The sequence below is a fragment of the Pseudooceanicola onchidii genome, assembly GCF_004959925.1.
GTDB classification, from domain to species: Bacteria; Pseudomonadota; Alphaproteobacteria; order Rhodobacterales; family Rhodobacteraceae; genus Pseudooceanicola; species Pseudooceanicola onchidii.
The window spans coordinates 970,858-997,768 of the sequence record NZ_SPUW01000002.1 but is presented as its reverse complement, the minus strand read 5'-3'; the positions used below and the strand labels follow the sequence as shown (position 1 = coordinate 997,768).

Sequence of the window (26,911 nt, the reverse complement as noted above, 5' to 3'; positions counted from 1 at the left end):
CGGCGCCAGACCGACCCGCTAACCAAAGGGCAAGAGAGAGAGGAGACCCCCATGGCCGAGACATTCGAAGCCTTTGTCATCACGCGCGACGAAGAGACCAAGCAGCAGTCAGGCGGCTGGACCACGGTCAGCACCGACGATCTGCCCGAGGGTGACGTGACCATCCGCGTGCGTCACACCACGATGAATTACAAGGATGCGCTGGCCATCACCGGCAAAAGCCCCGTGGTCCGCCGCTTTCCGATGGTGCCCGGCATCGACATCGCCGGAGAGGTCACGGCCTCGGACAGTCCCGATTTCGCGGTCGGGGACGAGGTCATCATGAACGGCTGGGGCGTGGGCGAAGTGCACTGGGGCGGCTATGCGCAATACGCCCGGATGAAATCCGACTGGCTGCTGAAGAAACCGGCCGGGCTTTCGGGTGCAGACTGCATGGCCATCGGCACCGCCGGCTATACCGCCGCGCTCTGCGTGCAGCGCCTGCTTGACGCGGGCCTGACGCCCGAGGCCGGCCCCGTGCTGGTGACCGGCGCGAACGGCGGCGTCGGATCGTTTTCGGTCGCCCTGCTGGCGGCCATGGGGTTCACCGTCGCGGCCTCGACCGGGCGGCCCGAGGAAGCGGACTATCTGAAATCCCTCGGCGCGACCGAGATCGTTGACCGCAACACCCTGTCCGACAAGGGCCGTCCGCTCGACAAGGAGCTTTATGCCGGCGCCGTCGATTCCGTCGGCTCGACCACGCTGGCCAATGTCCTGTCCAAGATGAAGTACGACGGCACCGTCGCGGCTTGTGGTCTGGCGCAGGGCTTCGACCTGCCCGCCACCGTGATGCCCTTCATCCTGCGCGGCGTGACCCTTGCCGGCGTCGACAGCGTGATGGCCCCGAAGGCACGTCGCGAAGCCGCCTGGGCGCTGCTGGATCAGCACCTTGACCGGGCCAAACTGGCCGAGATCACGCAGGAAGCTGACCTGAAGGACGTGGCCGACATCGCGCCCAAGCTGATCGACGGCAAAATCCGCGGCCGTCTGCTGTTCAAGGTCGACTGATCACCCCGATAGGGCGCACCCCCGCCAGCCCAGTACAACGCAATCCCCTCCTCCCCCCGGGGGGAGGGTCAGGGAGGGGGGCCGCCCCACCCCCCAATCAAGAACTCCTGACATCAGGCCCCAGAGTCGGACCGCACGGTGCCGGAACCTTGTCCGCGACAAGGGCACAGACGCTCCGCCAATTCGGCAAGCCCCGCCGTCACCACGGCGTCAGGCGTAGAAATCCACGATCGGCTTCGTGGTATCCAGCCCGGCTTCCTCTAGCTTCTGAAGAAGCTGGGTTGTGAAATCCTCTTCCGGCGGAATGTCATCGGTGTTCGCCAGCAGCTCCTGCACGATGGTGGCAAGGGTAAGGACCCTTGGGCTGTCCGGCCACCCCGGGCTGTTGCGGGCGATCTTGGGCTTGTCCCGCGCCGCAGCCGCGACTTCTCCCGCTCGGGTCGCTTCGCGAACGGGCTGGACGCCGATGTCATCGATGTCATTCATCAACGCGACGGCTTCGCCCCGCGACAATCCGGTCGTGTCGTACCTGGACAGCATCCTGTCCACGATCTGCTTCTGGGTCGCCGACAGCTGTGTCTCACTGACCCGGGCCACTTCGGCAAATGGCAAACCACCTTGCGATTGCATCATTGTGCTATCCCGAATGCTCACCGGGCCGTTTCCCGGCAACCAAAAATTAAGACACAAGGCCTTTCCAGCACCTTAACGCACGACAAACCCGGGCCAACGCGGAACCCCTGCCGCATTTCTGCCGCAGGGGTTTGAAATTGCACTCAATTTCGAAAGGAAGATTGACGCTTCGTGACCAAGGTCTGAAGTTTATCTTCCCGACTGGTTATCGAGAAGTTTAACGATCTCAGGCCGCGCCCAGCAGCCGCATCGCGTTTTCCTTCAGGATCAGCGGCCGGACCTCGTCCTTGATCGCGATTTCCTCGAAGTCCTTGAGCCAGCGGTCGGGCGTGATCGCGGGCCAGTCCGACCCGAAGAGCATCTTCTTCTTCAGGATCGTGTTGGCATACTTGATGAAGATCTCGGGGAAGTACTTGGGCGACCAGCCGGACATGTCGATATAGACGTTCGGCTTGTGCGTCGCGACCATCAGCCCCTCTTCGGTCCATGGGAAGGAAGGGTGCGCGAGGATGATCTTCATGTCCGGAAAGTCCACGGCCACGTCATCGACATGCACCGGGTTGGAGTACTTCAGCCGCATCCCCATGCCGCCCCGCATTCCCGACCCCACGCCGGTCTGCCCGGTGTGGAACAGCGCGATCGCGCCTTCTTCTTCGATGGCCTGGTACATCTCGTAGGCGATCTTGTGATCGTTCGGCCAGAAACCCTGCATCGTCGGATGGAACTTGAAGCCCCGCACGCCGAAGTCCCGCACCAGCCGCCGCACCTCGCGCACGCCCGCCTTGCCCTTGTGGGGATCGATCGAGGCGAAGGGGATCAGGATGTCGTCATTCTCGGCACAAAGCTGCGCGACCTCTTCGTTCGAGTACCGCTTGAACCCCGTCTCGCGTTCGGCATCCACCGGAAAGATCACCGCGCCGATCTTGCGTTCGCGGAAATATTCGGCCGTCTGCGGCACCGTGGGCAGCATCCCCTCGGCCCCGGCGGGGTTGCGGAAATACTTGGCCATCCCGGCCTGAAATTCGTTGTAGCCGTCGTCGCGCCCGTGGTTGCAGGGCTCTTCGGCGTGGGTGTGAATGTCGATCGCGACGAGATCGTCGAATTTCATGTCTGTCCTCCCAGTCGGGTGAATTTCTGCAGCAGGTGAATCAACTGCTCCGCCTCCTTGCGGGTCAGCCGGTTTGCCTCACTGCGGGCATAGGTGAAAAATTCCTCGGCATGATCGGCCACGAAGCCCTCGCCCTTGGGCGTCAGGCGCAGCTCGATGCCGCGCCGGTCGGATTCGGGGATATGCCGGTCCAGCAACCCGTCCTCTTCGAAGGCGCGCACCAGCTTGGTCATATGCGCGGGCTTGATCCGCAGCGTCTGCGCCACCGACCCCTGACGCACGCCGGGATTCAGATGCACGACCCAGAGGACCGAAAATTCGCCCGGCTTCAGCCCCAGCTTCCCGAGCGCGTCGTAGAACATGCCGAAGACTTCGATCTGCCCCATGCGGAACAGGAACCCGAGCGAATTGCTCAGCGCACCAAGGTCGATGCCGACCTCCGCATCGGGGGCGCCGTCCTTGCTCATGAGCCCGGATGCGCCAGACGCGCGGCGGTCTTGTTGAGGAAGGCGTTCAGCCGTTCTTCGGCCTCGGGCGAGGTCTGGGTCATCGAGGCGACGAAGCTTTCGACGAACAGCCCGTCGCTGCGGGCCATGTCGTTGATCCGGGGCAGCGCGTGCAGGATGGCATAGTTCGACATCTCGGCATTCTTGGCGGCTTTGTGGGCCAGATCAACGGCAAAGGCGCGGGCGGTCCCGGCCTCGACCACGTACTGGCACAGGTTCCAGTCCTCGCCCTTCTCGGCCGAAACGGTGCGCCCGGTCAGCATCATGTCGGTCATCCGCGCCACACCGCACAGCCGCCCCACCCGGACCGAGGCACCGCCGCCCACGAAGATCCCGCGCGTCCCTTCGGGCAGGGCGAAGAACGTCGTCTCATCCGCGATCCGCACATGCGTGGCCGAGGCAAGCTCCAGCCCGCCACCGACGACCGCGCCGTGCAAGGCGCTGAAAAACGGGATGGTTCCGCCTTCGATCGTCTCGAACACCGCGTGCCACAGGCGCGAATGATGCACCCCTTCGATCGGCGTCCGCTTGACGTGTTCAGCCAGGTCCAGCCCGGCGCAGAAATGCTTGCCCTCGCCACAGATCACGGCCGCCTTGGCCTCGGCCTGCGCCCGCTTGACCGCCTCGGCCAGCGCCGCGATCAGACGGTCACTGACGGCATTGCGCTTTTCGGGACGGTTCAGGGTGATGATCGCCACATCGCCATCCAGCTCGTAAAGGACGATTTCGGGGTCAATTGTCTGGTCGGTCATCGGGGCACCTCATTTTCGTCATTGATTGTTTCCCAGAAAATTGTTTCCTTGTAAACGAATTTATCGCCGGAGGAGGAGACCCCATGGCAGATGCACCCGGATATCGGCCCGCCCGGCTGTGGCAGCCCGACCTGCAATGGGACAAACGCGCCGACGGCTCATGGTTGATCTGGCGCGGCGATGACATCGCCCCCTACCCCGACCGGATGACCGACCGGATCGACCATTGGGCCGAACGCACGCCCGACACCATCTGGATGGCCGAACGGGACGGCGATGACTGGCGCACGGTCACCTATGCGCAGCTCGCGGACACCGTGGCGCGGGTGGGTCAGTGGCTGCTGACGCAGGGGCTGTCGACCGACCGGCCCGTCATGATCCTGTCGGAAAACACGCTGGAACACGCGATGATCGCGCTGGCGGCACAATATGTCGGCATACCGTCAGCCGCGATTTCCCCCGCCTATGCGTTGGTCGCGTCTGACTATCAAAAGCTGCGCGGGATCGCCGACCAGATCACCCCCGGGCTGGTCTTTGCCCAGACCGCCGCACCCTTCGAGGACGCAATCCTCAAGGCCCTGCCCGCGGATGTGACCGTCGTGACCTGCGAAGGGACGGTCGCGGGCCGCCAGACGACCCTGTGGGCCGACGCGCAGGCCGAGCCGACCGAGGCCGTGCGCACCGCGCATCTGGCCACCGGCCCTGACACGGTGGTCAAGTTCCTCTGCACCTCCGGCACGACCGGCACCCCCAAGGCGGTGACCCAGACCAACCGCATGCTGGCCTCGAACCAGGAGATCGTGGCGGATTGCTATGCCTTCCTGCGGGACGAGCCGCCCGTGGTCGTCAACTGGCTGCCGTGGAGCCATACGGCCGCCGGCAACAAGGTCTTCAACATGGTGCTCTACAACGGCGGCACCTACTACATCGACCACGGCAAGCCGACGCCCGGCGGCATGGCCGAAACCATCCTCAACCTGCGCGAGATTTCCCCCAACTGGCACCTGACCGTCCCCGCCGGGTTCGAGGCGCTGGCCAAGGCGATGGAAACGGACGATGAACTGCGCGAGAGTTTCTTTCGTAATCTCAAGCACATGATGTATGCCGGCGCGGGCCTGGCGCAGCACACCTGGACCCGGCTTGAGGAACTGGCCGAACAGACCGTCGGCCACAAGGTGCTGATGTCGACCGGCCTTGGATCGACGGAAACCGCACCGTTCAGTCTGTACTGTACCGACCCGCAGACCGGGCCCGGCAATGTCGGCATCCCCAGCCAGGGGGTGGTGATGAAACTGGTGCCCAACGAAGGCAAGCTTGAGGTCCGCATCAAGGGGCCGAACGTCACGCCCGGCTATTGGCGCAATCCTGAAATGACCGAAAAGGCCTTTGACGACGAAGGCTTCTACATGCTGGGCGACGCCCTGCGCTTTGCCGAAGAGGGCAACCCCTGGAAGGGCTTTTTCTTTGATGGCAGAATTGCCGAAAACTTCAAACTTCAGACCGGCACCTGGGTCGCAGTCGGCGCCCTGCGCGCGAAACTGGTCGACCAGATGGGGGGCCTGGCCTCGGACGCGGTAATTGCGGGGGAAAACCGCGACCGTCTGACCGCGCTTCTGGTGCCCGACCGGGCGCGGCTGGCAGCCCTCGCCCCCGATGCGACCGAAGATGCCCTGCTGGACCACCCCGCCGTGCGCGACGCTGTGGCCGCGCGGCTGGCGGCCCATGGGGCGGCGGACGGCGGATCTTCGACCCGGGTGACCGCCGTGATGCTGATGAAATCGCCGCTGGACCTCGACAAGGGGGAAGTTACGGACAAAGGTTCGGTCAACCAGCGCGCCGTGCTGCGGCACCGCGCCGACCTGGTCGACAGATTGTATGCGGATGATCCGGACGTCATCCGCCCGAAGGGAGGAAACTGATGAAAATTCAAGGAAGTGGCGCGCTTGTCACCGGTGGCGGATCGGGCCTGGGCCTGGCGGTTGCCCAGATGCTGGCGGATGCAGGCGCCGAGGTCACCGTGCTGGACCGCAACGCCGAGGCCGCCGAGGCCGCCGCGAAGGCCATCGGCGGACGGGCCGCAGCGGGTGACGTGACCTCGGAAGAGGACGTCCAGAAGGCCATCGATATCGCCGACAGCGGCGCGCCCTTGCGGATCGTCGTGAACTGCGCGGGCATCGGCCCGCCGGAAAAGATGGTCGGCAAGAACGGCCCGATGCCGCTGGCGAACTTCGAGACGGTCATCAAGGTCAACCTGATCGGCACCTTCAACGTCGCCCGTCTGGCCTCCGCGCGGATGCTGGACCGCGACCCGATCGACGACAATGCGCGGGGCGTGATCGTCAACACCGCCTCGGTCGCAGCCTTCGACGGCCAGATCGGCCAGACCGCCTATTCCGCCTCCAAGGGCGGGATCGTCGGCATGACGCTTCCGATGGCGCGCGAACTGGCCCGGTCGGGGATCCGCGTGAACACCATCGCGCCCGGCATCTTCAAGACGCCGCTGCTGGCGTCGCTGCCCGAGGACGTGCAGGAAAGCCTTGGCCACCAGGTCCCCTACCCCTCGCGGCTGGGCGATCCGGCGGATTTTGCCAACACGGTCAAGTTCATGGTGGAAACGCAGTACATGAACGGTGAGGTCGTGCGCCTGGACGGCGCGATCCGGATGGCCCCGAAGTAATCACCTCAAACAGAAGAAACCCCGCGCGGTCATTCCACGCGGGGTTTCCCATTTCTCAGCTCGCTGTCCCGTCCAGTCACAGACGCGACCCGCCTTCTTCTGGTCCAAAATACCTCGGGGGCGCGCCGCAGGCGCGGGGGCAGAGCCCCCACGGCCTCACATCGCCGCTTCGAACAACGCCTTGAGGTTCTCGGCCGTCAGCTTGACCGGGTTGCCACCGCAGGACGGATCTTCCAGCGCCATAGCGACCAGATCGTCGATCCGGTCGGCCTCGACACCTATCTCGCCCAGACCCTTGGGGATGGCAAAGCTGTCGTTGAAGTCATTCACGAAGCTTCTGAAGCCCTTGTAACCACCTGAAATACCAAGGTATCCGGCCGCCTTGTCGAAGCGATCCGTGATTTCAGGCGCATTGAGGTCCAGCACGGCGGGCATACAGACCGCATTGGTCGTGCCGTGGTGCGTGCCATAGACCGCGCCGATCGGGTGGCTCATCGCGTGGATTGCACCCAGCCCCTTCTGGAAGGCGGTCGCGCCCATGGCGGCGGCGGACATCATGTTCGCCCGCGCCTCGATATCCGACCCGTCCTTGTAGGCGCGCGGCAGGTTCTCGATCACCAGACGCATCCCCTCCAGCGCTATGCCCTGCGACATCGGATGGTAGAAAGGCGAGGAAAACGCCTCGACGCAATGCGCAAAGGCATCAAGGCCGGTGCCTGCGGTGATGTGTTTGGGCATGCCCACGGTCAGTTCCGGGTCGCAGATCACCACCGTGGGCAGGACCTTGGGATGGAAGATGATCTTCTTCACATGCGTTTCAGAGTTCGTGATGACCGAGGCGCGGCCGACCTCGGATCCCGTCCCGGCGGTGGTGGGAACGGCGATGATCGGGGCGATGCCTGCGGGGTCCGCGCGGGTCCACCAGTCACCGATATCCTCGAAATCCCAGACCGGCCGCGACTGGCCGGCCATGAAGGCGACCATCTTGCCCAGATCAAGGCCGGAGCCGCCGCCAAAGGCGATCACGCCGTCATGTTCGCCCTCGCGATAGACCTTCAGCCCGGCCTCAAGGTTGACCTCGGACGGGTTGGGATCGACCTCGGCAAAAAGCCCACGACCCAGACCGGCAGCATCGAGGATATCAAGCGCCTTGGTCGTGATCTCCATGCTTTTCAGACCCTTGTCGGTCACGAGAAGCGGGTTCTTCATGCCTGCGGCGATGCAGGCCTCGGGCAGCTCGGCGATGCGGCCGGCCCCGAAACGGATGGCCGTGGGATAGGACCAGTTGGCAGTCGGGCTCATTTCGTCACCTTCTTCGTTCTAGCGTTTGATAAATCTGATGCATCCCCGATGCCCTGCCGCGCTGCGCGCTCTCGGGCCATCGGCGATCCGTGTTGATCAAGCATTTCCCAAACGCTTGAGATGATAGGATTTTGGACGGGTCAGGTTCTGGTAGCCGATCACCGACAGCCCGCCCCCGCGCCCGGTATCCTTGCAGCCGGTCCAGCAGAGGCCCGGATCAAGGTAATCGGCGCGGTTCATGAAAACGGTCCCGGTTTCGATCCGGTCGCCCACGGCCACGGCCCGGTCAAGGTCCTGCGTCCAGAGCGAGGCTGTCAGCCCGTACTTGCTGTCGTTCATCAGCGCCACGGCCTCGTCATCCGACGACACCTTCATGATGCCGACCACGGGGCCAAAACTTTCCTCGCGCATGACCTCCATGTCGTGGGTCACGCCGGTCAGGACCTGCGGCGTCAGGTAGGCGCCTCCGTCATCCGCCGGATCGACCGGAAGGTGCGCCGTAGCCCCCGCCGCGACCGCCGCGTCGATCTGCGCGCGGACCTCACGGGCGAACCGCACGTTGGCCATCGGGCCGATCGTGGTGTCGGGGTCCATCGGGTTGCCCAGCTTCAGCGACTTGGCCCAGGCCACGGCCTTTTCGACAAAGGCGTCATAGAGCGATTCGTGCACGTAGATCCGTTCGATGCCGCAGCAGCACTGACCCGAATTGAACAGCGCGCCGTCCATCAGCGTGTCGACGGCCGCATCCAGATCCGCGTCCTCCATGACATAGCCCGGGTCCTTGCCGCCAAGCTCGGTCGACACCGGCACGAAGGTGCCTGCCGCCGCGCGTTCCATCGCCTGCCCGCCGCCGACGGACCCGGTGAAGTTCACGAAATCGAACGCCCGCGCCTTGAGCAGCGCGTCGGTCGTGTCATGGGACAGGAAGACGTTCTGGAAGACATCCTCGGGCACGCCCGCGGAATGGAAGGCCCGCGCCATGCGTTCGCCCACCAGAAGGGTCTGGGTCGCGTGTTTCAGCACCACCGTATTGCCCGCAATCAGCGCCGGCGCGACCGTGTTGATCGCGGTCATGTAGGGATAGTTCCAGGGCGCGACGACCAGCACGACGCCCCAGGGCAGACGGCGGATATAGCGTTTGAAGCTCGCGTCCTCGCCGACCTCGATATCCTTCAGCGCGTCTTCGGCGATCTCGGCCAAATAGGACGCACGTTCATTGAACCCCTTGAATTCGCCGCCGAACTTGATCGGGCGGCCCATCATCTGCGCCAGTTCCGGCACGATCTCGTCGTTCATCGCGCCCACGGCGGCCACGCCGGCCATCACCAGGTCGATCCGTTGCTGCAGCGGACGGGCGGCCCATGCGGCCTGCGCCTGCCGGGCGCGCGCGGCGGCGGCCCGGGCCTCGTCGAACGACAGGACGGGGCGTTCGGCGAACACCGATCCGTCGATCGGGGAAATACACTTGAGAGTTTCAGTCATAGCGGCTCACTTCGATCAGATTGCCATCGGGGTCATTGAAGTACACCGAGGTGATCGGCCCGAGCGCGCCCGATTTCGCGACCGGTCCTTCCACCACCTCTACATTCTCATCCGCCAGTCGTTTCAGAACGTCCGAAACCGGCCACTGCGTGACAAGGCACAGATCCCCCGACCCGATGCAGGCGTGATTGCGCACCTCCTGCCCCAGGGTCTGGAGGTTGATCTTCTGCGACCCGAAGGCCAGCGCGCGCCGGCCTCCGGCAAAGGCGACAACCTCGACCCCCAGCACGCGGGTGTAGAAGGCGACCGCCGCGTCGATGTCGCGGACGGTCAGCACAACGTGGTCGATGCTGTCGATCATGTCAGGACCTTTCGAACCCACGCTCGATTTCCCAGTCGGTGACCACGCGGTCGTATTCCTCCTGCTCCCACTGGGCGCAGCGGACATAGTGATCGACCACGAAATCGCCGAAGGCTTCGCGCAGCATGGTCGATCCCGCAAGGGTTTCCGTGGCTTCCCGAAGCGAGGTCGGGATCTCTTCGACATCCTTGGCGTCGTAGACATCACCCTTGGTCGGCGCGGCGAGGCTCAGCCCCTCCTCAATGCCCTTGATGCCCGCGGCCAGCAGCGCGGCTTGGGCAAGATAGGGGTTCAGGTCCGACCCGCCGATACGGCATTCCATGCGCACGCCCTTGGTCCCTTCGCCACACAGGCGGAAAGCCGCGGTGCGGTTGTCGACGGACCAGACGGATTTGGTCGGCGCGAAGGTGCCCTTGGCGAACCGCTTGTAACTGTTGATGTAAGGCGCAAGGAAGAAGGTGTAATCGCGGGCGTATTTCAGCAGCCCGGCGGTAAAGCTTTTCATCACGTCGGACATGCCGTGCGTGTCGGTCTTGTCGAAAAACGCGGCCTCGCCATCCTTCCACAGCGACATGTGCACGTGGCTGGAGGACCCCACCTTGTCAGACGCCCACTTCGCAAGGAACGAGGCCGAACGGCCGTTCATCCAGGCGATTTCCTTGGTCGCATGCTTGGCGATCGTATGGTTGTCGGCGCAGTCCATCGCATCGGCATAGCGGATGTTCAGCTCCTGCTGGCCGATCTCGGCCTCGCCCTTGGTGTTCTCGACCGGGATGCCCGCACCGACCAGATGGTTGCGCAGCGGGCGCATGATGCCCTCTTCCTTGGTGGTCTGGAAAAGGTTGTAATCCTCGTTATGGCCGGACAGCGGGACCAGTTCCTGATACCCTTCTTTCTGTAATGTCCGATAATCCTTTTCGAACAGAAAGAATTCCAGCTCGGTCGCCATCATGGCGTCGAAGCCCATGTCTTTCAGACGCTTGACCTGCGCCTTCAGCATCTCGCGCGGGGCGTGCGGCACCGGCGCGTGCGTGTGGTGATCTTCCAGATCGCCAAGGACCAGCGCGGTCCCGTCCAGCCAGGGCACCAGCCGCAGCGTCGAAAGGTCGGGCTTCAGCGTGTAATCGCCATAGCCGGATTCCCACGAGGTCGACTTGTACCCGTCCGGGGTCGACATCACGAGGTCGGTCGCCAGCAGGTAGTTGCAGCAGTGGGTTTCCTCGATCGAGTGATCGATGAAGTTGGACACGTGGAACCGCTTGCCCATGAGGCGGCCCTGCATGTCGACCAGCGCGACGAGGACCGTGTCGATCTCTCCGGTCGCGGCCATTTCCTTGAGCGTCTCAAGCGACAGGTTGCCTGCCATGACGTTTCCTTTCCCGTGTCACGTGACAGGGCGGCCCACGACGGGGCCACCCTGCAAGTCTTTGATAAGGCGATCAGCCGTTGGTGTACGGCGGGCCTGCCTGGTTGATGACGGCGTTGTATTCCTTGAAGATGTTGACGATCTTCTGGTGCACTTCGCCTTCCTGCGCGACTTCGTCCCAGAACACCTTCGCGGCGTTCTCGACCTCGGCCCATTCGTTTGCCGGCACGGTGCGCAGTTCCAGCTTGTCGCCGGTCGCCCGCAGCTTGGCCTCGCCACCCCAGTACCACTGGTTGCGGTAGGTGTGGCCCGCTTCGATCGCCGACATGACCAGCGTCTTCAGGTGGTCCGGCAGATCGGCCCAACGGCCTTCGTTCACGAAGAACGACCCGATCCAGGCGCCCGAGATGTTGTTGGTCAGGAAGTAGTCGGTCACATCCGCCCAGCCGACGGTGTAGTCTTCGGTGATGCCCGACCAGGCCATCCCGTCAAGCTCACCGGTCTGTACGGCAACTTCCGCATCCTCATAGGGGATGTTCATCGGAACGACGCCGAACTGTGCCAGGAAACGGCCCGCGGTCGGGAATGTATAAAGTTTCAGACCATCCAGATCGGCGACGGACGTGATCTCTTTCTTGGTGTTGAAGTTACACGGGTCCTGGCCAGCGGCGGACAGCCACTTGACGCCGACCTTGGCGTATTCCTCTTCCCAGATCTCCTTCAGGCCGTACTGGTTGAACAGCACCGGCACGTCGAGGATGTGCTTGGTCGCAAAGGGGAAATAGCCGCCGAACTGGCGCAGCGGGGTCGGCGACGCCATGGAGTCATCATCCGAATGCACACCATCAATCGTGCCGCGCTGCATGGCCTGGAACAGTTCGCCCGTGGGGACGATCTGGTCGGCATAGAACAGCTCGATCTCAAGCTCGCCGTTGGCGGCGGTGTTGATGTAGTCGATGATCGGTTTCGTCACCTGTTCACCAAGCGCCGAACCCGCGTAGGTCTGGAACCGCCACTTGATGGCATCCTGCGCCTTGACGATGGCGGGGGCCGCCAGCGTCGCGGGGATGGCCGTGGCGGCCCCGCGAATAAAGGAACGTCTTGTTGTCATGTCTTTCTCTCCTGTTGGTTTCGAATTTTGCGAACCGGTTGCCCCGGTCTCTGGTTCATCTTGAATACACAAGCTCCGGCAGCCAGAGCGCGATCTGCGGGAAGACCATCACGATCGCCAGTGCCACCGCCATGACGCCGACGAAGGGCACGATGGACCGGTAGATGTCCTTCAACCCGATCTCCGGCGGCGCCATCGCCCGCATCAGGAACAGGTTATAGCCAAACGGCGGCGTCATATAGGCGATCTGGCAGGTGATCGTGTACAGAACCCCGTACCAGATCAGGTTGAAGCCCAACTCCCCCACCAGCGGCACGTAAAGCGGCGCAACGATCACCAGCATGGCCGTGTCGTCGAGGAAGGTGCCCATGACCAGGAACGACAGCTGCATCAGGATCAGGATCACCCAGGGGCTGAGGCCCAGCTGTTCGGTGAACAGGTTCTCGATCGCCTTGACCGCGCCCAGCCCGTCGAAGACCGCGCCGAAGGCCAGCGCCGCCAGGATGATCCACATGAACATGCACGTGATCCCAAGGGTTTGACGCAGGCAGGTTTCGAACACGGTCCAGGTCATCCGCCCCTTCAACACCGCGGCGAGGAAGGCCGACATCGCGCCGATGGCCGAGCTTTCGACAAGCGAGGTCCAGCCGTTCACGAAGGGCACCATCATGATGAAGAAGATCGCCAGCGGCAGCAGACCCGCGCGCAACAGGCGCAGCTTTTCTCCAAGCGGCACCGCTTCGCGTTCTTCCTTCGGCAGGATCGGGCCAAGCGCCGGGTTCAAGCGGCAGCGCACCGCGATGTAGATCACGAAGAGCGCCGCCATCATCAGCCCCGGCAGCACCCCGGCCAGCCAAAGCTGCCCCACCGGCTGCCGCGCGATCATCGCGTAAAGGACAAGCACGACCGAGGGCGGGACAAGGATGCCAAGCGACGATCCGGCCTGAATGACCCCCGTCACCATGATCTTGTCATAGCCCCGCTTGAGCAGTTCGGGCAGCGCGATGGTCGCCCCGATGGCCATGCCCGCGACGGAAAGTCCGTTCATCGCGGATATCAGAACCATCAGGAAAATCGTACCGATCGCCAGGCCACCGTGCAGCCCGCCCATCCAGACGTGGAACATCTTATAGAGGTCATCCGCGATCCGGCTTTCCGACATCACGTACCCCATGAAGACGAACATCGGCAGCGTCAGCAGCGGATACCAGCGCATCACCTTGATCGCGGCCGAAAATCCGATGTCGTACCCGCCGCGGTCCCCCCAAAGAAGCACCGCCGCGATCACGGCGACAAAGCCGATGGCGCCAAAGACCCGCTGCCCGGTAAAGAGCATCACCATCATGGACGAGAACATGAGGATCGCGATCAGTTCATACGGCATCGGAGGCCTCCTTGTCGGCACGGCCCTGCGGACGCTCTCCGGTCTTGAGAAAGATGATGTCCTTGGCCAGCTCGGACAGGGCCTGCAGCAACATCAGGGTGATGCCGATGCACATGACCACCTTGATCGGCCACATGTAGGGCCGCCAGGCCGAGGCGCTGCGCTCTCCTCCGTACTGGAAGGCGTACTGGGTGGACTCGATTCCGCCCCACAGAAGGATGCCAAGGTAGACGACCAGGAACAGCACGGTGAAGCTGTCGAACCACGCTTTCTTGCGGGGACTGAAATCTCCGTAGAACAGGTCCATCCGCACGTTCGACCCCATCTGGATCGAATAGGGCCCGCCCAGCATGAAGTAGCCGACCATGACGAACTGCGCCATTTCCAGGGTCCAGAGCGACGGCGTGAAGACGGCCTTCGAGACCGTGGACCAGGCCAGAACCGCCATGAGGGCGAAGATGCCGAACATGATCACCCGGCCCAGACCATAGTTCACCGTGTCCACGATCGCGACATATCGACGAAGGGCGTTCATGCTGACTTTTCCTTCGGTTGCGCGATGCTCTTCAGGCTTTGCCTCAACACCTCGGCCAGATGTGTCGCCATTTCGCGAGCAGTATCAGGCGTGTCGATCAGGTCGTTGCGAACCTCGATCATCAGGGTGGGAAGCCCGCGGGCCTCGCCGTGCAGGCGCAGGGTATGCGTCACCCCGTCCGAGGCCGCGTAGGGTTCGTTCAACGCCGCGCGATAGCGACCCGCAGCCTGCTCGGCCTCGAGCGCAGCGCGGGCCAGCGCATCGCCCTGGTCGTGCAGATAGCCGATTTCGACGTCGCGCCGGACACCGTTGTAGACGGGCGTGAAGCTGTGGATCGTCACGAAGGCCGGGGCGTCGTCGCGCGCGTCGAGCACATCGGAAATCGCTGAATGGAACGGCGCGTGGCAGCTGTCGAACCGGGCCTGACGATCCGCGTCAGACAAACCGTGGTTCCCCGGCACGTCGAAGATTTCGCTCTTTTCGGGAATGGCCGTAGGTGACTCGAGCGGGCGGTTCACGTCGTAGACAAGTCGCGACACACGGCTGGCAACAAGCGGCGCATCGAAGGCATCGGACAGCGCCAGCGCCAGATCCCGCGCGCCGATATCCCAGGCGGCATGCGACCGCCGGGCGTCTTCAGACAGGCCAAGGCCATCATAGCCCGCCGGTATCGCGCAAGAGGCGTGGTCGCAGGCGAACACGATCGGCCCTGCCCCGTCTGCGCGGATGATCTCGGCGCTATGTGCGTCGCTGTGCACGGAAAATGGTCCCCTCGGCTGCTGGTGTCATGATCACTACAGGAAACTCTGGCCTGTCAAGAATATACCTGTAATATTTTCTTCAACGACACAAAGTTTGTCTAGAAAGGCTACAGAGTTGGAGAGACGCCCCCTGATCCGCGACCTGCTGAAGGAACGGCAGGCCGAGCTGACCGCATCGGAACGCAAGCTCAGCGCGGTGCTCGAGGCGGACGGGTTGGTCACGGGGCTGCAGTCCATCACCCGGTTGGCCGAAATCGCCGAGGTGTCGACCCCCACGGTCATCCGGCTGGCGCGCAAGCTGGGCTTCGAAGGCTTTCCCGACCTGCAGAATGCCATGCGCGAAGAAGTCGCCGCCCGTATCAAGCAGCCGCTGGCCAAGTTCCAGGCGGCGCGGCAGGACGCCCGCGACCACATCGTGTCCCGCTTTGCCGAGGCGGTTTCGGACAACATCAACCGCACGCTCGACCGGCTGGACCTGGCCGAGTTCGACCGCATCGCCGCGCTTCTGTCGGACCCAAACAGACGACTGCACCTGCTGGGCGGGCGGATCACCCGGTCGAACGCACACTACTTTTTCAACCATCTTCAGATCATCCGGTCGCAGGTCACGCTGCTGGACAGTTCGCCCAGTGCCTGGCCACAGGCCCTGCTGGACATGGACGCGCAGTCGACCCTAGTGATCTTCGACATCCGCCGGTACGAGCGCGAGCTTGAGAAACTGTCGACGTTGGCCGTGCAGCAGGGCGCCAACATCGTGCTGTTCACCGATGCCTGGGGATCGCCGATCGAACGCTGCGCCACCCACACCCTGCGCGCCATGGTCGAGGTCCCCTCGGCCTGGGACAGCACGCTCGCGATCAGCTTCCTGGTCGAGGCACTGGTGGCCGAGGTGCAGACGCGGTGTTCGGCCTCAAGCGCCGAACGGATCGCCACGCTGGAAGAGATGATCGGGGAATCGCGCATCTTCCGCGGCGCCTGACGGCGGGGGCGATCTTGCCTCCCTCCGGGTGCGGGCCTAGACTGCGCGCTCACGCGAGTCCGGACCGGCGCAGGTGCGCCCGATGCTTTCGGCAGCCATCCGAAGATCCCATCTCCCGGAGTCCGCCTTGGGCTACAAGCACGATTTCACCGGCGAAACGCAGAAGGTCCATTGCCTGAGGCCTGTGCAATGGCGGCTGACCGACAACATCCTTGCCGCCTATTGGGAGGCCCGGGGCGATGCCGGCGCCAAGGGGCATTACCTGTCGGCCAATCCGCGCATCAGCCTGTTCTTCGATAATGTCCGGTCGATCCAGGTCGTCGACGCCATGGGCTCGCGCCCACTGGCACAGGCGATCTACGTGCCCGCGGGCGCCCTGATGGATACGACCTTCACGCGGGATCTGAACTTTGCCCATCTCGACATCCACCTTGATCTGGGGTGGGCGGCGCAGGTGCTCTCTCCGCTCCTGCCCCGGCCCGACGCGCTGCGGCTTCTGGCCGATCCGGCGGCGTGCGACATCATCACCGATCTCGAACCGATCGGACGGGTGATTGTCGGCGAAGTGCAAGGAAACCGTCGGCCGGATCTGTTTCTTGAGACATTGGCAGCCAGCCTGCTGGCCGGCGTCCTGGACCTGGCAGAGCCAGCCAGCGATCCGGTCAACGCACGGCTGACCACGGCGCAGATGCGGCGGGTCACTGCCCGGCTCGAGGCTGCGAACGGGCAACGGCTCAGCATTGCGCAGATGGCCGAAGCCGTGAACCTGTCGGAAAGCTGGTTCTCGCAGGTTTTCAAGAACACGACCGGCCAGACCCCGCACCAGTGGCAACTGGCCCGCCGGGTCGAACAATCGCAGGACCTTCTGATCGACACCGACCTGAGCGTCGCCGACATCGCCGACCGCCTTGGCTTTTCCGATCAGGCCCATATGACCCGCATCTTTCGGCAGATCATCGGCGAAACCCCCGCCGCATGGCGACGGGGGCATCGGCCGGTCTAAGCGCGCATGGCGCCGCCCGACAGGGCGGCCCCGGCCTCACCAGCTGTGGCGCAGCGCCGCCGTGATGGTGCGGCCATTGTTGTAGTAATCCGCGGTTCCGCTGCCCACGACGTACTGTTTGTCAAAGAGGTTCGACACATTGACCGTCAATTGCGTGTTCTCGGCGACGTCGTACCCGAAGGACGCATCGATGAAGGTTTGCTCGGGGCTTCTGCCGCTGTTGTTGTAGACGTTGTAGTAGTACGGCCCGATATACCGCGCACCGATCCCGACGGACATCTTGCCCAGGGCGCCCGCCCCCGGCAGGTCGTAGTTCAGCCAGACCGAGGCCATGTGGTTCGGCACGGTGGCAAATTCATTGCCGTCCACGGTCGTGCCACGCACGTTGCCGCGCACATAGGTCGACTTCTGGTAGGTATAGCCGCCGCTCAGGCTCAGCCCATCCGCCAGTTCGGCCTTGGCCTCAAGTTCGAACCCCTGCACGCGGGATTCCCCGACCGTCTGACGCACGATCATGCCGCCCGGCAGAACCACCGGCACCACGACGTTCTTCTTGGTCAGGTCATAGGCCGAGGCGGTGAAGATCGCGTTGTAGGCCTCGGGCTGATACTTCACCCCGACCTCGTACTGATCGCCCCGCTCGGGTTCGATCCCGATGGACGGCGGCGCGACCGATTGCACATAGCTGGTATAGGCCGACACTTCGCTGGTGACCTTGTAGGTCAGTGCCGCGCGGTACGATGTTTCCGAAAAGGTGCCGCTGGTCGTCGCGGGTGTGCCAGAAGAGCTGTCGACGTTTGTGATATCCATCCAGTCGTGGCGCACGCCCACTGTCGCAACCAGCCGGTCGGCGAAAGACAGGTTCTGCTGCACGAAGATCGACTTGGTCGTATAGTCGTTGGCCTGCACGCTATAGGGCGCGGGCGTGGCGGGCGGCCCGGCATAGGTCGGGTTCGCCACGTCGGTCTGGTCGTAGTTGAAGGTGTAGAAGTTCGACGAGCTGTTCGAGGCGTCGCGGAATTCCACCCCCGCCAGCGTACTGCTGTCGACGCCGCCGATGGTCGTGTCGTATTGCAGGATCGCGTTGCCGATCAGCTCTTTCGCGGTGCTGTCACCGCCGAAGATGTCGCGCTGTACCAGCGTGCCCACCCGGCCCGCGCTGTCATTGAGGTACAGGTAGCCGAAGCTGTCCGTCAGATCGCTGTACCGCAGGTTCGCGGTCAGGCGCAGGCCATTTTCAAACTCGTGCTGCAAGGCGGTCGACACGGTCAGCCGGTCCACATCGTGATAGTTGAAGCCCGGCTCTCCGAAGAAAAGGCTGCGATCATACAGCTGATCAAGGGGATAGCCGCCACTGTTCGGTGAACCGTCACGCTTCAGGTAATCGACCGTGAAGGTCAGTTTCGTGTAATCTGTCGGCGCCCAGGCGAGGCTGCCTAGGAAGAACTGTTCGTCATCGCGCGAATTGGCATACTCAAGCCCCGCCTTCTGGACCTTGCCGACAACCCGGTAGGCCAGCGTCTGGTCATCGTTCAGCACGTCACCGAAATCGAACCCCAACTCCTTGTGGTCGTAAGACCCATAGCTGCCATAGACTTCTCCGAAGCGTTCGAACCTGGGCGACTTGGTCACGAAGTTGATCGTGCCGCCCGGATCGGACGTGCCAAAGAGGGTCGAGTTCCCGCCCTTCATCACCTCGAGCCGTTCGAAGGCATAGGGCTCCTCGCGGACGCCGCGCATGGTGCCAAGCGTAAGCCCGTCGCGGTAGGTCGAAGCCTGGTATCCCCGCACGAGGTAATAATCGTTCCGGTCATCGGTGCCGTAGTAGTCGGTGATGACGCCCGGCGTGTATTCCAGCACGTCCTCGACCTTGTCGGCATTGCGCTGTTCAATGTCCTTTTGCGTCACGACCGACACGGTGGCGGGCGTGTCCAGAACGCTGGTGGCGACCTTGCCGCCCGTCCAAAGCTCGGTCGCGACGATGGAATTGGCGTCGTCGTCGGCCTCGAAACTCAGGTCCACCGTGATCGGCGACAGGCGATAGGTGCCGGCCTCGCCGCCCTCCTGCGCCGCGACGGCCAGCGGGCTGGCGACCAGCGCCGTGCATCCCAGAAGAAGTGAGCCAAGCCGCGCGGGCCCGGACAGGAAATGGTGACGAGTGTTGGTCGAGGACCCCATGGCGACGTTCCGCAAATTCGAGTGAGTGGCGATTCTGGCTGGCGGTCCGCGAGGGTCGGGCGCGTGCTGAAATCAACTGGCATGTCCGCAGCCCCCACGATCCGTCACCCCGAAACAGGGAAGACCGCACGCTGCGCCGTGGCTGGTAATACAGTCTGCCGGGAAGGTGTATTGTATAAACCTACTTTTTTTGTCAGAAACCCCGGAAAGATGCATATCGCATGCAATAACCGCCACTCTGGCAGGCCATTCGCCTTGACGGCCATGGGGCAAGATGGAAATCCGACTGAAAGACTTGCCTATTCGGCAACACCCTAACGGAGGCATGAGTCCTTGGCCCATTTCCCCAGATCGCTGCGTCTGATCCTTGCCGCGCTGGTATGTGCCTGCAGTGGCGCGATGGCGCAGGATTTTCCGGTCACACTCGATCATGCCTTCGGCAGCACCACCGTGACGGCCAAACCTGTTCGCATCGCCACCGTCGCCTGGGCCAATCACGAGGTGCCGCTGGCCCTTGGCATCGTGCCCGTCGGCTTTGCCCGTGCGAATTTCGGCGATGATGATGGCGACGGCCTTCTGCCCTGGGTCGCCGACCGGCTTGAGGAGCTGGGCGCCGAGGCCCCGCCGCTGTTCGACGAAGGGGACGGCATCGATTTCGAAGCCGTTGCCGCCAGCCAGCCCGATATCATCCTGGCCGCCTATTCCGGGCTAAGCCGGTCAGACTACGACACGCTCAGCAAGATCGCCCCGGTCATCCCCTTTCGCGACGGCCCCTGGTCCACCGACTGGCGCGAGATGATCCGCCTGAACGCCGCGGGCCTCGGCATGGCCCAAGAGGGCGAGGATCTGATCGCGCGGATCGAAGGTCAGATCACTGATGTCACTGCAGAACATCCCGAAATCGCGGGGAAGTCCGCGATGTTCGTCACCCATCTGGATGTCCGTGACCTCAGCGTGATCCGCTTCTATTCCGCCAATGACACGCGGGTGAAGTTCCTCGCCGATCTTGGCCTGACCTCACCGCGAAGCGTGCAGGAGGCGACGCGCCCCGGCCAATATTCCGGCGAGATGAGCGCCGAGCGCATCGACGCCTTCGCGGACGTCGACATCGTCATCACCTACGGCGGCCGCATGCTGCTGGACACGGTGAAGCAGAACCTGCTGACCTCGCGCATGAAGACGGTGGAAAACGGAGCCGTCGTCCTGCTGGGCAATGATCCCGTGGGCACCGCCGCGAACCCGACGCCGCTGTCGATCCCCTGGGTGCTGGACGACTATGTCACCCTGCTGGCCGAGGCCGCCCGCAAGGCGCAATGACAACCGTTTCCGCGACAGACCTGCCCCTCGCCGCCCTGCGCCGCAGCCGAAGCCTTCGGTTGGGCTGGCTTGTCGCGGTGCTGGCCCTGCTGGTCGGCGCCTGCATCCTGTCGGTCAGCTTCGGCACCCGCGACGTCGCCCTGGCCGACATCCTGGCCGGGGTCCGGGGCCAGTCCGACACCATCGCACAGGCGGTGGTCGCGGTGCGCGTGCCCCGCACGGTGCTGGCGGTTCTGGCCGGCGCGGCACTTGGGCTGGCGGGCGCGGTGCTTCAGGGCGTCACGCGCAATCCGCTGGCCGATCCCGGTATCCTCGGCATCAACTCGGGCGCGGCGATGGCCATCGTGATCGGCATGGCCTGGTTCGGCATCCAAAGCCTGAGCGCCTATCTCTGGACCGCCGTTCTGGGCGCGGGAATCGCGGCGGTGGCCGTCTATGCCATCGCCTCGCTCGGCCGGGGCGGCGCGACACCGCTCAAGCTTGCCCTGGCCGGTGCCGCAACGACCATCGCCGCGACGTCCTTTACCGTGGCGATCATCCTGCCGCGCAACGACATCGCGGGCGGCGTGCGGTCCTGGCAGATCGGCGGCGTGGGCGGCGCGAGCTTTGACGCGATCCTGCCGGTGCTGCCCCTGCTGATCGCCGGGCTGGCGCTGGCGCTTCTGTCGGCGCGCAGCCTGAACCTTCTGGCGCTTGGCGACGACGCCGCCGCGGGCCTTGGGGCGCAGGTGGTCTGGGCGCGGGCCGCAGCAGCGCTTGGCGCGGTGCTTCTGTGCGGGGCGACTACGGCGATCTGTGGCCCGATCGGCTTTGTCGGGCTGGTGGTGCCGCACCTCTGCCGCCTGCTGGTCGGGGTGGATCACCGCTGGCTTCTGCCCTTCTCGGCCCTGACCGGGGCCATCCTGCTGATCGCGGCCGACGTGCTGGGCCGACTGATCGCCCGCCCGTCCGAGATGGACGTGGGCATCGTCACCGCCTTCCTGGGCGCGCCCGTCTTCATCTGGATCGTGCGGAAACGCCGGGTGCGTGACCTGTGAGCCTGCCCGCCGACGCCCCCCTGATCGCCCGGATCGCCGCCACCCGCCGCAGCCGCGGCCGCGCCCGGCTTCGCCTCATCACGATCATCGCGGGCGTGCTGATCGCAGGCATCGCCCTCACGCTCAGCCTGGGTCAGTCGCTGACCCCGCCGATGGATGTGCTGCGGGTTCTCATGGGCGCGGATGTCCCCGGCGTCAGCTTTACCGTGCGCGACCTGCGCCTGCCCCGTGCCGTCCTGTCGGTGCTGGCGGGGATGAGCTTTGGCCTGGGCGGCGTGATCTTCCAGACGCTGCTGCGCAATCCGCTGGCCAGCCCGGACATCATCGGCATCAGTTCCGGCGCCAGCGCGGCGGCGGTCTTCGCCATCGTCATCCTCGGCTGGAGCGGGCCTGCGGTCTCAGTCCTCGCGGTCCTTGCAGGGTTGGGGGTGGCGCTGGCGATCTACCTTCTGGCCTGGCAGGACGGGGTGGCGGGCGCGCGGCTGATCCTGATCGGCATCGGCCTGTCGGCCATGCTGGACAGCGTGATCGCCTTCGTCCTGTCGCGCGCGCCCGCCTGGACCCTGCAGGACGCCCTGCGCTGGCTGACCGGAAGCGTCAACGGCGCGACGCTGGATCAGGCCCTGCCGGTGGCGCTGTCGCTGCTGGTGTTCGGCGGCCTTCTGATGCGGCTGCGTTCGAGCCTCGAGGTCATGCGCCTTGGTGACGACACCGCCGCCGCCCTTGGCGTGGCGCTGGCGCGGGACAAGGCGCTGGTGGTGCTGTCGGCGGTCGGGCTGATCGCAGTGGCCACCGCCGTGGCAGGCCCCATTGCCTTCGTCGCCTTCCTGTCGGGCCCGATCGCCCTGCGCCTGACCGGACCGGGCCGGTCGCCGCTGATCCCGGCGGCATTGGTCGGCGCGGCGCTGGTGCTGCTGGGCGATTACGCGGGCCAGCACCTTCTGGCCGCGCGCTATCCCGTGGGCATCGTCACGGGCGCCCTGGGCGCGCCCTACCTCATCTACCTGATCATCCGGTCCAACCGCGCAGGAGGCACCACATGACAGCCCCCATCCTCAAGGCCGAGGGCATCGAGGCCGGCTATGGCCAACGCGCGATCCTCAGCCAGCTTGACCTCACCATCCCGCCCGGAGAGATCACCGCCATCGTCGGGGCCAACGCCTGTGGCAAGTCCACGCTGCTGCGCTGCCTGTCGCGGCTGCTGCGTCCCGACGCGGGGCAGGTCGTGCTGGATGGCCGGTCCGTCCGGCAGATCCCGGCCCGCGATCTGGCCCGCCAACTGGGGCTTCTGCCCCAATCCCCGATCGCCCCGGATGGCATCACCGTCGCCGACCTGGTCAGCCACGGCCGCCACCCTCACCAAGGCCTGCTGTCGCGGTGGAGCCATGACGACGACCTTGCGGTCGCCCGCGCGCTTGAGGCGACGCAGACCGCCGATCTGGCCGACCGCGACGTCGACGCCCTGTCGGGCGGACAGCGGCAGCGGGTCTGGATCGCCATGGCCCTGGCGCAGGACACCGACATCCTGCTGCTGGACGAACCGACCACATTTCTCGACATTGCGCACCAGGTCGAGGTGCTGGATCTGCTGGTCGATCTGAACCAAAGCCGCGGCACCACGATCGCGATGGTCCTGCATGACCTGAACCTTGCCGCGCGCTATGCCGACCACCTCGTCGCCCTGCGCGACGGACGCGTCCATGCGGCGGGCCGCCCGACCGAGATTCTGACCGAAACCCTGGTGGCCGAGGTCTTCGGCCTGCGCTGCGCCATCATGGAAGACCCGACCTCGGGCAAGCCGATGATGCTGCCCATGGGCCGACACGGAAAGATCACCCCGCAACACCCGCCGGAGATGCGCAATGCCTGACGGAGCCCCCATGCCCACGACCACGACGAAGGCCACCGCCCAAGTCCGCTTTGACGGTGCCATGCCCGACGACCTGTTCCCGCATATCGCCGCCCATGTGCGCGAAGCCGATCTGCTGGCCGAGGAAACGGAAGACCGCCTGATCGTGCGCACCCCCGATGCCCGGGTCGATCTGCACCGCGCGGGCCCGGTCCTGACCATCGGGATAACGGCCCAAGACGCCGTGATCCTGCAGAACATCCGGGAATACCTGATCTATATCCTCGACCAAGCGGCCCCGGGCCTGACCGACAGCGGCACCTGGCAGGGCGACATCGCCCGCGACAATCGCCCGCCGAATTTCGCGCTGGCCCGGTTCTGCCGCAGCTGGCGTGTCGCGCCGAACTTCATCCGGGTGGAATTGGCCTGCGACGACACCCGGCGGCTGGCCGAGGGCAAGGGCATGCACTTTTCGCTTCTCCTGCCGCCCGCGGGGCGCGATCCGGTCTGGCTGACGCTGGATGACCGGGGCCGCACGCTCTGGCCCTCGGGGGCGGATGCGCTGCACCGCGCGCCCTACACCTTCGTCGACCTCGACGTCGCGACGGGCCGCTTCACCTTCGACGTCTTCGAACACGAGGGCGGGCGGGTAACCACCTGGGCCACGACCGCCACCCCCGGCACGGAGGTCGGCATCACCGGCCCCGGCAGCGGCACCTTCCCGACGGGAACCGCGATGCTGATGGCCGGGGACGAAACCGCCCTGCCCGCGATGCGCCGGATCCTTGCGGCCTCTCCGGCGGATCGTCATGGATCGGTCTTCATCGAGGTCGGCAGCGCGGCGGATATCTGCGACCTGCCCCGCCCCGACGGCATGGCGCTGACCTGGGTCCTGCGCAGCACGGGCGACACGCTCTGGGATCACCTGTCGCGCATCGACGCGCCCGAAGGCCCGGACCGTCACGTCTGGATCGCCGCCGAAAAGGATCTTGTCCGCCGTGCCAAGACCCGGTTCCGCGGCGATCTGGGCGTCGGTATCGACGAAAGCTACATGGCCTACTACTGGTCGGCCTGAGCCGCGATCACGCGTCGCTCAGGCTGGCGTAACGCCCGGCAGCGGCGCGCAATTCGGCGTCCGTCCCCATCTCCACGATGCTGCCCTGATCCATGACCGCGATGCGGTCGGCGTCGCGGATCGTGCCAAGCCGGTGCGCGATGACCAGCGTCGTGCGGTCGCGGGACAGGTCGGTCAGCGCCGACTGGATCAAACGTTCGGTTTCGGTATCCAGGGCCGAGGTCGCCTCGTCCAGGATCAGCACCGGCGGGTTTTTTAGAAACGCGCGCGCGATGGCCACCCGCTGTTTCTGCCCGCCCGACAGCATCACGCCGCGTTCGCCGACGATGGTGTCGAGCCCTTCGGGCAGGCCCTCGATCATCTCGCTCAGCTGGGCACGGGCGGCGGCCTGCAGGATGTCCTCCTCGGTCGCATCAAGCCGTCCGTAGGCGATGTTCTCACGCAGCGTCCCGCCAAACAGGAAGACATCCTGGCTGACGATGCCGATCTGACGGCGCAGCGATTTCAGCGTCATGTCCCGGATGTCCATGCCGTCGATCAGGATGCGGCCCTGCGCGGGTTCGTAGAACCGGGGCACCAGAGACAGAAGCGTCGTCTTGCCTGCACCCGAGGGCCCGACAAAGGCCATGGTTTCCCCGGCCCGCACGGTGAGAGAGATGTCGCGCACCACGGGCCGGTCGTCGCCATAGTCGAAATTCACGCCGTCGAAGGTCACCTCGCCCCGGAAGGCGGCCGCAGGCCGGGCATCGGCGCGATCCGACACGTCGGGTTCGGTCTGCATCAGATCCAGATATCGGCGAAAGCCCGCGATGCCGCGGGGATAGACCTCGATCACCGCCGCGATCTTGTCGAGCGGGCGGAAGAACACCCCGACCAGCAGCAGGAAGGCCACGAACCCCCCGGTGGTCAGCGACCCGTTCAGCACAAAGATCGCGCCCGCGACCATCACGATCACCTGGATCAGGCGCATGCCCATGTAGTTGAGAGACGAGGACGCCGCCATGACCTTGTAGGCCTGCAACTTGGTCGTGCGATAGGCGGCGTTGTCCTTTGCAAACAACGCCTTCTCGTGATCCTCGTTGGCAAAGGCCTGGACCACCCGCATCCCGCCGACGTTTTCCTCGAGCCGGACGTTGAACGATGCGACCCGCGCATAGATCTCGCGCCAGGTGCGGGTCATGCGGCCGCCGAAAACGACGACGATGGCCACGCAGGCGGGCACGATCGCGGCGGTGATCAACGCCAGTTCGACATCGATCGTCAGCATCAGCAGAAAGGCCCCCACAAAGGTCATCACCGCGATGAACAGATCTTCGGGCCCGTGGTGCGCGACCTCTCCGATCTCTTCAAGGTCTCGGGTCACCCGCGCCACCAGCTTGCCGGTGCGGACGCGGTCGAAATAGCTGAACGACAGGCGTTGCAGGTGATCGAAGGCGCGGCGGCGCATCTCGGTCTCGATGTTGATGCCCAGCATGTGGCCCCAGTAGATCACCACCGCCATCAGCCCGGCATTCACCAGGTAGATCACCAGCAGCCCCACGGCCGCGAGGATGGTGATCGGCAGATCCCCTGCAGGCAGCAGCCGGTCGATGAAGGCCTGCACGGCCAGCGGGAAGGCAAGCTCCAGCAGGCCCGACAGGACGGCACAGCCGAAATCCAGCCAGAAAAGGGCTTTCCAGGGGCGATAATAGTCGAAGAACTGGCGCAGCATCGGATCCTGTCCGTAAGGTCTGCGCCGCCTTAACACCTTGCTGGTGCAGCCGCGAGGGCGCCAGGCGACAAGGCGGACTTGCGAAGGACGTGTACCGTCGTCCGCACGGGAACGGGGGGGCGACAGCCAGCCGTCGCCCCCGGGATTTCAGGACGTTTTGCGTCGTGCGCGCAGGCCGATCAGCAGGGCAAAACCACCCGCCATCAGCGGCAGACCCGCAGGCAGCGGCACCGGCGCGACGGACGAAACCACGCCATAGACTGCGTAGGTTTCACCATCTTCCAGCATCGCCAGCGGATCGTTCAGATAGGGATCCTCGAAGAACAGTTCAACCAGCGCGAAATCACCGAAGAGCGATGCGGCAGAGCCGGTCAGGTTGCCGAAGACCAGTTCGACGACATACGTGTCGAAGCCGACATTCACCAGGTCGCCATCAAGGAAACCGTCGGCACCGTCCGTGGTGAAAAGCGCGCCGGTCAGCGTACCGTAGGGATCGCTGACGTCGAAGCCCAGCTGGACATCGACACCGACCTCAAGCACCGGGCCGGCCCCAACGACGGAGCCGAGCGCCACGGTGTCGAACCACAGGTCCGCGTATCCGCCAAAGACGGAGGCCGTCGCATCGACGAAAAAGTCGATGGTCGGTTCGGGCTGGGTCGGCAGGTTCAGCGGTGCCGCGACGGCGGCCCAGGCTGAGGTAGCCAGAACGGCAGCCGAGTAAAGAGCTGTTTTCATAA

General features: G+C 64.7%; 25 protein-coding genes. 10 read left to right on the top strand and 15 right to left on the bottom strand.

The annotated features are described in order from the left end of the window. Positions 1-51 precede the first annotated feature (51 nt). A complete protein-coding gene (acuI, locus tag E4S58_RS12720; RefSeq protein WP_136636763.1) occupies positions 52-1,047 on the top strand; it encodes an acrylyl-CoA reductase (NADPH) in 996 nt (331 codons plus the stop codon). 210 nt (positions 1,048-1,257) lie between these two features. Here acuI and E4S58_RS12715 read toward each other — a convergent pair whose 3' ends face one another. The 4 genes from E4S58_RS12715 to E4S58_RS12700 all read right to left on the bottom strand — a co-directional run bounded on the left by E4S58_RS12715 (position 1,258) and on the right by E4S58_RS12700 (position 4,046). Further along, complete coding sequence (locus E4S58_RS12715; protein ID WP_136636762.1) at positions 1,258-1,680, bottom strand: hypothetical protein; 423 nt, start codon at positions 1,678-1,680, stop codon at positions 1,258-1,260. A gap of 226 nt (positions 1,681-1,906) precedes the next feature. Further along, positions 1,907-2,788: an amidohydrolase family protein gene (locus tag E4S58_RS12710; protein ID WP_136636761.1), complete on the bottom strand. Its 882-nt coding sequence runs from the start codon at positions 2,786-2,788 to the stop codon at positions 1,907-1,909. Next, on the bottom strand, positions 2,785-3,255 hold the full coding sequence (locus E4S58_RS12705) for a MarR family winged helix-turn-helix transcriptional regulator (RefSeq protein WP_136636760.1): 471 nt from the start codon (positions 3,253-3,255) through the stop codon (positions 2,785-2,787). The genes E4S58_RS12710 and E4S58_RS12705 overlap by 4 nt, the downstream gene beginning before the upstream one ends. Further along, entirely contained in the window at positions 3,252-4,046 is a 795-nt protein-coding gene (locus tag E4S58_RS12700; RefSeq protein ID WP_136636759.1) for a crotonase/enoyl-CoA hydratase family protein, read from the bottom strand. Before E4S58_RS12700 ends, E4S58_RS12705 begins: the two co-directional genes overlap by 4 nt. 83 nt (positions 4,047-4,129) lie before the next feature. Between E4S58_RS12700 and E4S58_RS12695 the strand changes: the two genes are divergently transcribed. Both E4S58_RS12695 and E4S58_RS12690 read left to right on the top strand, forming a co-directional pair. After that, positions 4,130-5,965 carry a feruloyl-CoA synthase gene (locus E4S58_RS12695; RefSeq protein ID WP_136636758.1) on the top strand — a complete coding sequence of 612 codons (1,836 nt, stop codon included), beginning with the start codon at positions 4,130-4,132 and terminating at the stop codon, positions 5,963-5,965. Further along, positions 5,965-6,723 carry an SDR family NAD(P)-dependent oxidoreductase gene (locus E4S58_RS12690; protein WP_136636757.1) on the top strand — a complete coding sequence of 253 codons (759 nt, stop codon included), beginning with the start codon at positions 5,965-5,967 and terminating at the stop codon, positions 6,721-6,723. Before E4S58_RS12695 ends, E4S58_RS12690 begins: the two co-directional genes overlap by 1 nt. Before the next feature lie 156 nt (positions 6,724-6,879). Here the strand turns inward: E4S58_RS12690 and E4S58_RS12685 are convergent, their stop codons facing one another. The 8 genes from E4S58_RS12685 to E4S58_RS12650 form a co-directional block, all read right to left on the bottom strand. Next, the gene (locus E4S58_RS12685) at positions 6,880-8,025 is read right to left on the bottom strand and encodes an iron-containing alcohol dehydrogenase (protein WP_136636756.1); all 1,146 of its coding nucleotides are present in this window, start codon (positions 8,023-8,025) and stop codon (positions 6,880-6,882) included. 96 nt (positions 8,026-8,121) lie between these two features. Next, complete coding sequence (locus tag E4S58_RS12680) at positions 8,122-9,507, bottom strand: aldehyde dehydrogenase family protein (RefSeq protein WP_136636755.1); 1,386 nt, start codon at positions 9,505-9,507, stop codon at positions 8,122-8,124. Continuing rightward, positions 9,500-9,868, bottom strand: coding sequence for a VOC family protein (locus tag E4S58_RS12675; RefSeq protein ID WP_136636754.1), 369 nt, complete (start codon positions 9,866-9,868; stop codon positions 9,500-9,502). Before E4S58_RS12675 ends, E4S58_RS12680 begins: the two co-directional genes overlap by 8 nt. Position 9,869: 1 nt before the next feature. Beyond that, complete coding sequence (locus E4S58_RS12670; protein WP_136636753.1) at positions 9,870-11,234, bottom strand: glutamine synthetase family protein; 1,365 nt, start codon at positions 11,232-11,234, stop codon at positions 9,870-9,872. A 73-nt stretch (positions 11,235-11,307) separates the two neighbouring features. Then, positions 11,308-12,345 (bottom strand): TRAP transporter substrate-binding protein, encoded by a 1,038-nt coding sequence (locus tag E4S58_RS12665; RefSeq protein WP_136636752.1) that lies wholly within the window; start codon positions 12,343-12,345, stop codon positions 11,308-11,310. Between the two features lie 55 nt (positions 12,346-12,400). Next, positions 12,401-13,729, bottom strand: coding sequence for a TRAP transporter large permease (locus E4S58_RS12660; protein WP_136636751.1), 1,329 nt, complete (start codon positions 13,727-13,729; stop codon positions 12,401-12,403). Beyond that, positions 13,719-14,264: a TRAP transporter small permease subunit gene (locus tag E4S58_RS12655; RefSeq protein WP_136636750.1), complete on the bottom strand. Its 546-nt coding sequence runs from the start codon at positions 14,262-14,264 to the stop codon at positions 13,719-13,721. The genes E4S58_RS12660 and E4S58_RS12655 overlap by 11 nt, the downstream gene beginning before the upstream one ends. Beyond that, positions 14,261-15,022, bottom strand: a complete 762-nt coding sequence (locus E4S58_RS12650) for an N-formylglutamate amidohydrolase (RefSeq protein WP_136636749.1) — start codon at positions 15,020-15,022, stop codon at positions 14,261-14,263. The genes E4S58_RS12655 and E4S58_RS12650 overlap by 4 nt, the downstream gene beginning before the upstream one ends. Positions 15,023-15,140: 118 nt before the next feature. Between E4S58_RS12650 and E4S58_RS12645 the strand changes: the two genes are divergently transcribed. Continuing rightward, the gene (locus E4S58_RS12645; protein ID WP_136636748.1) at positions 15,141-16,004 is read left to right on the top strand and encodes a MurR/RpiR family transcriptional regulator; all 864 of its coding nucleotides are present in this window, start codon (positions 15,141-15,143) and stop codon (positions 16,002-16,004) included. A gap of 127 nt (positions 16,005-16,131) precedes the next feature. After that, a complete protein-coding gene (locus E4S58_RS12640; RefSeq protein WP_169052667.1) occupies positions 16,132-17,007 on the top strand; it encodes a helix-turn-helix domain-containing protein in 876 nt (291 codons plus the stop codon). A gap of 36 nt (positions 17,008-17,043) precedes the next feature. On the opposite strand, the gene E4S58_RS12635 is transcribed toward E4S58_RS12640, so the two are convergent. Continuing rightward, the gene (locus E4S58_RS12635; protein ID WP_136636746.1) at positions 17,044-19,185 is read right to left on the bottom strand and encodes a TonB-dependent siderophore receptor; all 2,142 of its coding nucleotides are present in this window, start codon (positions 19,183-19,185) and stop codon (positions 17,044-17,046) included. A 399-nt stretch (positions 19,186-19,584) separates the two neighbouring features. Here E4S58_RS12635 and E4S58_RS12630 point away from each other — a divergent pair, with 399 nt between their 5' ends. From E4S58_RS12630 to E4S58_RS12610, 5 genes are read left to right on the top strand one after another with little or no spacing between them, the layout of a single operon-like run. Next, positions 19,585-20,502 (top strand): iron-siderophore ABC transporter substrate-binding protein, encoded by a 918-nt coding sequence (locus E4S58_RS12630; protein ID WP_136636850.1) that lies wholly within the window; start codon positions 19,585-19,587, stop codon positions 20,500-20,502. Continuing rightward, positions 20,499-21,539 carry a FecCD family ABC transporter permease gene (locus E4S58_RS12625; RefSeq protein WP_136636745.1) on the top strand — a complete coding sequence of 347 codons (1,041 nt, stop codon included), beginning with the start codon at positions 20,499-20,501 and terminating at the stop codon, positions 21,537-21,539. Before E4S58_RS12630 ends, E4S58_RS12625 begins: the two co-directional genes overlap by 4 nt. Beyond that, a complete protein-coding gene (locus tag E4S58_RS12620; RefSeq protein ID WP_420821279.1) occupies positions 21,536-22,582 on the top strand; it encodes a FecCD family ABC transporter permease in 1,047 nt (348 codons plus the stop codon). The genes E4S58_RS12625 and E4S58_RS12620 overlap by 4 nt, the downstream gene beginning before the upstream one ends. Next, positions 22,579-23,409: an ABC transporter ATP-binding protein gene (locus E4S58_RS12615; protein WP_136636744.1), complete on the top strand. Its 831-nt coding sequence runs from the start codon at positions 22,579-22,581 to the stop codon at positions 23,407-23,409. The genes E4S58_RS12620 and E4S58_RS12615 overlap by 4 nt, the downstream gene beginning before the upstream one ends. After that, positions 23,402-24,463 (top strand): siderophore-interacting protein, encoded by a 1,062-nt coding sequence (locus E4S58_RS12610; RefSeq protein WP_136636743.1) that lies wholly within the window; start codon positions 23,402-23,404, stop codon positions 24,461-24,463. The genes E4S58_RS12615 and E4S58_RS12610 overlap by 8 nt, the downstream gene beginning before the upstream one ends. Before the next feature lie 7 nt (positions 24,464-24,470). Here the strand turns inward: E4S58_RS12610 and E4S58_RS12605 are convergent, their stop codons facing one another. Next, complete coding sequence (locus tag E4S58_RS12605) at positions 24,471-26,174, bottom strand: ABC transporter ATP-binding protein (protein ID WP_136636742.1); 1,704 nt, start codon at positions 26,172-26,174, stop codon at positions 24,471-24,473. Between the two features lie 147 nt (positions 26,175-26,321). Next, on the bottom strand, positions 26,322-26,909 hold the full coding sequence (locus E4S58_RS12600) for a VPLPA-CTERM sorting domain-containing protein (RefSeq protein ID WP_136636741.1): 588 nt from the start codon (positions 26,907-26,909) through the stop codon (positions 26,322-26,324). Positions 26,910-26,911 lie beyond the last annotated feature (2 nt).